Origin of the sequence: Vogesella sp., assembly GCF_046297735.1 — a bacterium.
GTDB lineage: Bacteria > Pseudomonadota > Gammaproteobacteria > Burkholderiales > Chromobacteriaceae > Vogesella > Vogesella urethralis.
Map to the genome: position 1 here is coordinate 362,173 of NZ_JBKBHK010000001.1, position 7,307 is coordinate 369,479.

The 7,307-nt window shown below is 59.1% G+C and carries 7 protein-coding genes and 4 tRNA genes; 7 read left to right on the forward strand and 4 right to left on the reverse strand.

Annotated elements, in window-relative coordinates; genetic code table 11:
• Window positions 1-4: 4 nt before the first annotated feature.
• Both ACK4FZ_RS01640 and ACK4FZ_RS01645 read right to left on the reverse strand, forming a co-directional pair.
• Complete coding sequence (locus ACK4FZ_RS01640; RefSeq protein ID WP_409818171.1) at window positions 5-919, reverse strand: sulfite exporter TauE/SafE family protein; 915 nt, start codon at window positions 917-919, stop codon at window positions 5-7.
• Entirely contained in the window at window positions 810-1,496 is a 687-nt protein-coding gene (locus ACK4FZ_RS01645) for a methyltransferase domain-containing protein (protein WP_409817997.1), read from the reverse strand. Before ACK4FZ_RS01645 ends, ACK4FZ_RS01640 begins: the two co-directional genes overlap by 110 nt.
• Before the next feature lie 103 nt (window positions 1,497-1,599).
• Here ACK4FZ_RS01645 and ACK4FZ_RS01650 point away from each other — a divergent pair, with 103 nt between their 5' ends.
• From ACK4FZ_RS01650 to ACK4FZ_RS01665, 4 genes are all read left to right on the forward strand, one after another.
• Entirely contained in the window at window positions 1,600-2,463 is an 864-nt protein-coding gene (locus tag ACK4FZ_RS01650; RefSeq protein WP_409817998.1) for an MBL fold metallo-hydrolase, read from the forward strand.
• Window positions 2,464-2,552: 89 nt separating this feature from the next.
• Window positions 2,553-2,642: transfer RNA gene (locus ACK4FZ_RS01655), tRNA-Ser, on the forward strand.
• A gap of 433 nt (window positions 2,643-3,075) precedes the next feature.
• Window positions 3,076-3,969, forward strand: a complete 894-nt coding sequence (locus ACK4FZ_RS01660; RefSeq protein ID WP_409817999.1) for an ArgP/LysG family DNA-binding transcriptional regulator — start codon at window positions 3,076-3,078, stop codon at window positions 3,967-3,969.
• A gap of 62 nt (window positions 3,970-4,031) precedes the next feature.
• Window positions 4,032-4,436: a cytidine deaminase gene (locus ACK4FZ_RS01665; protein WP_144372127.1), complete on the forward strand. Its 405-nt coding sequence runs from the start codon at window positions 4,032-4,034 to the stop codon at window positions 4,434-4,436.
• A 68-nt stretch (window positions 4,437-4,504) separates the two neighbouring features.
• On the opposite strand, the gene tilS is transcribed toward ACK4FZ_RS01665, so the two are convergent.
• Both tilS and ACK4FZ_RS01675 read right to left on the reverse strand, forming a co-directional pair.
• Window positions 4,505-5,812 carry a tRNA lysidine(34) synthetase TilS gene (gene tilS / locus ACK4FZ_RS01670; RefSeq protein ID WP_409818000.1) on the reverse strand — a complete coding sequence of 436 codons (1,308 nt, stop codon included), beginning with the start codon at window positions 5,810-5,812 and terminating at the stop codon, window positions 4,505-4,507.
• Window positions 5,802-6,767 (reverse strand): acetyl-CoA carboxylase carboxyltransferase subunit alpha, encoded by a 966-nt coding sequence (locus ACK4FZ_RS01675; protein ID WP_144372125.1) that lies wholly within the window; start codon window positions 6,765-6,767, stop codon window positions 5,802-5,804. Before ACK4FZ_RS01675 ends, tilS begins: the two co-directional genes overlap by 11 nt.
• A gap of 229 nt (window positions 6,768-6,996) precedes the next feature.
• On the opposite strand from ACK4FZ_RS01675, the gene ACK4FZ_RS01680 reads away from it, so the two are divergent.
• The 3 genes from ACK4FZ_RS01680 (at window position 6,997) to ACK4FZ_RS01690 (ending at window position 7,267) form a co-directional block, all read left to right on the forward strand.
• Window positions 6,997-7,072: transfer RNA gene (locus tag ACK4FZ_RS01680), tRNA-Val, on the forward strand.
• A gap of 12 nt (window positions 7,073-7,084) precedes the next feature.
• Window positions 7,085-7,161, forward strand: a tRNA-Asp gene (locus tag ACK4FZ_RS01685).
• Between the two features lie 30 nt (window positions 7,162-7,191).
• Window positions 7,192-7,267: transfer RNA gene (locus ACK4FZ_RS01690), tRNA-Val, on the forward strand.
• Window positions 7,268-7,307: the final 40 nt, after the last annotated feature.

Consider the following 7,307-nt stretch of genomic DNA (forward strand, 5'->3'; position numbering starts at 1 on the left):
CACGTTAACTGGCGAGCCAGCCGCAGGCTTTCAGCCACATCATTAGTGCTACCAGCACCACCAAAATGGCAAACAACCGCTGCAACAGCGCCCGCGGCAACTGTTGCACCGGACCGCGCAGCAAAAGGTAGCTTGCCATCGAACCGGCTGCAAACGGTAACGCTACCGGCCAGTAGATCAGGCCTTGCCATATCGCATGCGTAGTGGCACTGGCCGATACCAAGGCAATCACGGCCAGCGATGTTGCCTGGATGTGTCGCCACGGCAAATCACTGTAACGCGCCAACGACGGCACGATGACAAAGCCGCCGCCCACCCCGGCCAAGCCACTGAAAAAGCCGGACACCATCCCGGTAAGTACCAGCGCCCGTGCGCAAGCCGACGTCCATATCAAACGGCCAACCAAGGGCTGTACTACGCAGGGTAGATGACGACGTTCCATTTCGTCTTCGGGTGTGGCTTGCCATTGGCGCCAGCCCAACCACAACATCAGTATGGCAAAACCCGCCTGCAATAGTTGATGTGGCAACCAAGCTGCCACATGACTCCCCAGCGGCACGATAACGGTACCAACGCCGCCGATCAGCAAGGCGGCACGATAACGGACGATGCCCTGACGCAAACCCAACAGTGCACCCAATGCCGAAACCAGCCCGACCACCATCAGTGCCGTGGGTGCCGCCTGCTGCATAGGCAGCTGTAGCCCCATTACCAGCAAGGGCACCGCCAGAATGCCCCCACCTGCGCCAGTCATCGCCAAAACCGCACCGATGAGTGCCCCCAATGCAGCTGCAAACATAAGATGCTCCTCAGCTTGCGCGGCGCAGGCAACGCACCAGCATCGGACGCACAAACCGCGCCCCGTCCTCGCCACAGTGCGGCATGAAGGCAGCACGCACGCGGGCAAGCTTGTGCTCATCCAGATGGTGATCGGCAAAAGTGGGCCGCATCATGCGCTGCTCGAAGCGCTCGAAATTGTCAAATTGCACCGGCATGTCGAAGCGATATTGCTGCTCACCGTGCCACGCACCCGTTAGCAAAGCACGATTGAGCGCATGCTGGGCAGCAGCCCGCACGGCACCTTCGTCGTTATACAGTTTTACAATCTCGTTCAATGCGCCGTCGTAAACCGGCTCCGACACATACAAGCAGCCCCCAGGACGCAGCACTCGGGCAGCTTCGGTGAGTGCCTGATCCATGTCTGGCCGCGGCACATGGTGCAGTGATTTCAGCATCAGCAACAGATCAAAGCTGGCCGCAGCAAAGGGCAGTGACTGTGCCGGCGCCAGCATGAAGGTCATTCCATTTGGCGTGTGCTCCAGATTAAGCTGATGCTGGCGTTGATCCACTTCGAGGCCAATATAGGTATTGCCTGGGTGGCGTTGCAGCAAGCGGCGGGCCAGGCCGGCGGCCCCACAGCCAGCCTCCAGGATATGCAGCCCCTGCAATGGCAGGCAGCGAGCCAGGATATCCAGTTCATCATCAATAACGGGCATGCGTTTCCTTGCGTGTCTGCTGATACAGCCAATATTATACTTTTATCTTATATTATTTTTTATTATATTATTATTCTCATGGTGCACAATACAGGAACACATCATGCCTGCCCACGTAGAAGCATTTTTCGACCCGGCCACCTTCACCTACAGTTATGTTGTCAGCGATCCGGCCTCCGCTGAGTGCGCCATCATAGACCCCGTACTGGACTACGATCCGGCCTCTGGCCGCACCCGCCACCATAGCGCCGACCGCCTGTTGCAATACATCCTCGAATACGAACTAAAAACACGCTGGATACTGGAAACCCACGTCCATGCCGACCACCTCTCTGCCGCGGCCTACCTCAAGCAACAGCTGGGCGGCACACTGGGTATAGGCGCAGGCATTACCCAGGTTCAGCGCACATTCGGCGCCCTGTTCCATGCCGGCACCGGCTTTGCCTGTGATGGTAGCCAATTTGATCACCTGTTCCAGGACGGCGAAAACTTCCAGCTGGGCGAGTTGGCCGCACAAGCCATCCACACCCCGGGGCACACTCCCGCGTGCATGACTTACCTGATTGGTGATGCTGCCTTCGTCGGCGATACGCTGTTCATGCCCGACTACGGCACCGCCCGTTGCGACTTCCCGGGCGGCGATGCAGCTACCCTGTACCACTCCATCCAGAAGCTGTTTGCCTTGCCACCGCAAACACGGCTGTTCATGTGCCACGACTACAAAGCCCCTGGCCGCGATCATCACGCGTGGCAAAGCACTGTCGCCATGCAAAAACAGCACAATGTCCATGTACATCAGGGCGTTGACGAAGCAAGCTTCGTCGCCATGCGGCAAGCCCGCGACGCCTCACTGGGTATGCCCGCGCTAATACTGCCTTCCGTGCAAGTAAACATGCGTGGCGGCCAACTGCCACCGGCAGAAGAAAACGGCGTGCGATATCTGAAAATTCCGCTGGATACACTGTAAACAACACAGAAGTTACGTGTTACCCCTAGTCAAAGCAGATAAAAAAAAGTAATATCCGCACCTCACTTGTAGCGCAGCTACAAGACGCAGGAAGCGTGGCCGAGTGGTTTAAGGCAGCGGTCTTGAAAACCGCCGAAGGTGTGAGCCTTCCGTGAGTTCGAATCTCACCGCTTCCGCCAGAATTCCACCCCCGCAAACATCAAGCCAGTATTGGTCAATCCAGCACTGGCAAGGGTTTTCGGGGGTTTTGCTTTTCTGACAAAAAACCATTAAATCCGTTTTTACGCACTTCCTCGCACCTGAAGTTGCCCCCGATCTGCCCCACACTCACCGCTGCCAGCGGCCGCGCCATCGGCACATGATGCGTCGGGTAATCGGTTAGCAGCTTGTTGCGGGCAGTATCAGCCCACCCCACCAGTCGCCACAGACCAGGCATTACCGCAAGACCTCTTCAAAAAAACTAGCAACAGCATGAAGCCAGAGCAGAAAGTGCAACCTCAAGCTGGCAGAGGCTTGCCAGCAGCATGAACTTGTTTGACTTCACACAGTTAATGACAAACAATTTAACACTCATGCATAAAGCCCAGGCGCTCGCTGCGCTTGCAACTCACCATGCTAGACAGCAAACTGCTTCACACCTTGGCAACTGTTATCGAATGCAAAGGCTTTGAAAAAGCTGCCAGCCAACTGGGTGTTACCCAGTCGGCTGTATCGCAACGCATAAAGCAGCTGGAAGACCATATAGGCCAGCCTCTGCTGTTGCGCAGCCAACCGCTAGAGGCCACCCCTGCCGGCAAGCGCCTGCTGCAACACTTCTGCCAGCTCAGTCTGCTGGAAGAAGAGTTGATGGCACATATCAAACCAGACAGCGCAGGGCCACTGCACAGCAAGCTGAGTCTGGCCTGTGAGCCCGATAGCCTGGCCACCTGGCTACTGCCGGCACTGGTGCCATTAATGCAACAACATCAATGGCAGCTCAACATCAGCGCCTTACCTGACGATGGCAACCTGCTGGGCATGGATGCCCGCCTGTGCGGCTGGGTTAGCCAGGATGGCCGCAGCCTGCATGGTAGCCAGCCCATGCTATTGGGAAGCTTGCCCTATGCCTGCGTATGCTCGCACGCATTTCATCATCAACACCTGGCTGGCGCGTCAGAGGTGGACTTTGGCCAGCTGCAAGCCGTCGTACTCAATCATCAGCAAAGCCGCCACCAGAGTTACCTCCAGCAGTTTGCTGGTTTCGACGGAGCGTTTCCGTGTGCCAGTGTTCCTACCCCGGAAGCCATGCTGCAAATGATCGATGCGGGTCTCGCCTATGGACTTTTACCGCAGGAATACCTGAGCCAGCGCACTGCTGATGGCGCCCTGTACTATTTGCCGGGCAGCATGCAGGCACCGTTGTACTGGCATCATTGGCGCATCGAACCAGCGCCGGCACGCCAATTGGGCGCCGCCTTACTGGCGGCGCGGCAAGTGCGCAACGCCTCGGCAGTACTGGCCATATAAAATCATTGACAAGCAAGCGCCGCAGCCGGAATATCCCACGCCCTTCCGATTGGAGCGCAACGATGGACAAAACGATTCCCTGGGATATGCTGGCCAAAGAGGCCAGAGCTGCCGCCAAGCACGCCTATGTACCGTACAGCCGCTTTGCCGTTGGTGCCGCCATCCTCACCGCTGAAGGCAAGATCGTACGCGGCTGCAATGTGGAAAATGCGTCCTACGGCCTGACCAACTGCGCCGAACGCACCGCCATTTTCACCGCCAAAGCCGACGGCATGCAGGAAGTGGTGGCGGTTTGCATCTATACCCCCACCGCGGTGCCCACCCCGCCATGTGGCGCCTGCCGCCAGGTGCTGAACGAGTTTGGCCCTACCATGCAGGTACGCGCTATTTGTGATGGCGATGGCACCATCGATACCACGCTGGATCAGCTACTGCCCGGCGCCTTCGGCCCGAAAAACCTGGACTAAGCCCGGCGCACGCCCCAGACGAAAAAACCGCCACAACCGTGGCGGTTTTTTTTGATGGTACGCCGCGCTCAATCACGCGGTATCGACAAAGGCTGCCACTGCGGCCACCAACCTTCCGGCTGGGCACGATCCGCCGCCACTGCCACGCCCGGCAACGCCAGCAACTGCCCCGCCTCATCGCATAGCACTGGCCAGCTGTCGCGCAGCAAAGCCGGCACGGCGGCCTCCTGAAACAGTTTTTTCAGCGCTTTGCGGCCAACCCGTGTGGACAGGCTTTCACCGCCTTGCCGCGACCGCAGCTGCCACACCACGCCGGGTGCGGCAGACAATCCACCTGCCTGCCAGACCCAGCGCAACTCGCCACTCGCCAGGCGCAGCGTCTGCCCGGGCACGCACGGCACCGGCCATGCGCTACGGCTACCCCACGGCATGGCCAGTAGCTGGCTGCGGTAGCTCAGCACCACACCGGTTTCACCATCCAGCCGGGCGTCCTGCCCTGCCAGCAACGCAGACTGCAAGCTCAGCAGCGCCGCCGGTGCCGGCGCCTGCCAACCCAGCTTGCCCAGCCAGTGCAACAAGACATGGCGCTGCCGCGGCGCACTCAGCACCTGCCAGGCAGCAAGCGACAAGGCCCCGCTGGCGGCGTCGTGCAACGCTTGCCAATCCTGCGCCGCTACTTCGTCGAGAATGGCCGCCGCGTCGGCCATTTGTGCCGCACTACGCGCCAGTCGCGCATCCAGCCCCTGCTGACGTTGCCGCAAACCCGGCAACACCTGCAAGCGCAGATGGTTGCGCAGATAGTTGGCCGCATCCTGATTACTGTCATCTTCCACCCAGTGCAAGCCGCGATCGGCCGCGTACGCGGCCAACCTTGCACGGGGCACGCCCAATAGCGGGCGCCACAGCTGCTTGCCGTGCCAGGTACGCCAGCACGGCATCGCCGCCAGGGCCTTGACGCCACCGCCGCGCAATAGCTGCAACAGCACGGTTTCGCTTTGATCATCCGCATGGTGCGCCAGCGCAATGATGGTGGCAGCTGACGCGGAGAAAACCTGATAGCGGGCGGCGCGCGCTACTGCCTCTACGCCTTGCCCACGCGCGCTGCCAATGCTGACGCGCTCGGCGTGCAGCGCGACACCGCGCGCGTCGCAGGCTTGCTGGCAATGCTGCAACCAGTCATCAGCGTGCGGGCTGATGCCGTGATGGACATGAATGGCCGACAGCGCCGGGCCGCCAGCCTCGTCGCGCCAGCGACACAACAGGTCCAGCAGCACCATCGAGTCCAGCCCGCCGGATAAGGCCAGCGCCAAATGACAATGGCCGGACATAGTGTCCGGCCAGGTCTGGATCAGCGCAGGCAGCAGATCAGGCTGCATTTTCCTTGAAGCGCCCGTAACTCATCAGGCGATCGAAGCGGGTTTTCAGCAGCTCGTTCACCTCGCGGCTATTGGCTTCCTTCAATTGTTCCTGCAGCACGCGCTTGAGCGAAGTCATCATCGCGGCGTGATCGCGGTGGGCACCACCCAGCGGCTCGTTGATCACACGGTCGATCAGGCCCAGGGTTTTCAGGCGCGGCGCGGTAATGCCCAGCGCTTCGGCCGCGTCGGCAGCACGCTCGGCGGTTTTCCACAGAATGGACGCACACCCTTCCGGCGAAATGACCGAGTAGGTGGAGTACTGCAGCATGTTGACGTAGTCGCCCACGGCGATAGCCAGTGCACCACCCGAACCACCCTCACCGATGACGGTCACGATGACCGGCACTTTCAGGCGCGTCATCTCGTACAGGTTACGGCCGATGGCTTCAGACTGGCCACGTTCTTCGGCGCCGATGCCGGGGTAAGCACCCGGGGTATCGACAAACGTAATGATGGGCAGGCCGAATTTCTCGGCAGTACGCATCAGGCGCAGCGCCTTACGGTAACCTTCCGGACGCGGCATGCCAAAGTTGCGATAGATCTTTTCCTTGGTATCGCGGCCTTTCTGATGGCCGATAACCATCACCGGCTGGTCGTTGAAACGGGCCAGGCCGCCAACGATGGCCGGATCATCCGCAAACGCACGGTCGCCGTGCAGCTCCTGGAAGTCGGTAAACAGGCTATTAATGTAATCGAGCGTATACGGACGCTGGGGATGACGCGCCACAATTGCAATTTGGGAAGGGGTCAGTTTGCTGTACAAGGTCTTTGTCAGTTCCTGACTCTTCTTCTGCAAGCGCGAAATCTCTTCCGAGATATCGAGGACGGAATCGTCTTGGACGAAACGCAGTTCCTCTATCTTGTTCTCGAGCTCGGCAATGGGCTGCTCAAAATCAAGAAAGGTCGGCTTCATGCTTAGGTTCCGATTAGGGACAATCGGGCAATGATACATGAGCGGTTTGCATCACGCACCACCCTGTCCGACAAAATGCGGCGGGCATCAGTTCTAGCAAAAACAACCGTTTGAAGAAAACCTGCATTTTTCTTGCAAATACCCCTTGCAGGCCCGCCCAGCCTATGTTTTAATTCGCCTCCTCGCTGAACGACGCAGCAAAAACAGCGTCCCAGCAAGCCGAATTTTCGGGCGTTTAGCTCAGTTGGTAGAGCGTCTGCCTTACAAGCAGAATGTCGGCGGTTCGACTCCGTCAACGCCCACCAAGCTTTACGGTTGGAGCGGTAGTTCAGTTGGTTAGAATACCGGCCTGTCACGCCGGGGGTCGCGGGTTCGAGTCCCGTCCGCTCCGCCAACCATACAATCTAGCAGTAACCGAGTTTTCGGGCGTTTAGCTCAGTTGGTAGAGCGTCTGCCTTACAAGCAGAATGTCGGCGGTTCGACTCCGTCAACGCCCACCAAGCTTTACGGTTGGAGCGGTAGTTCAGTTGGTTAGAATAC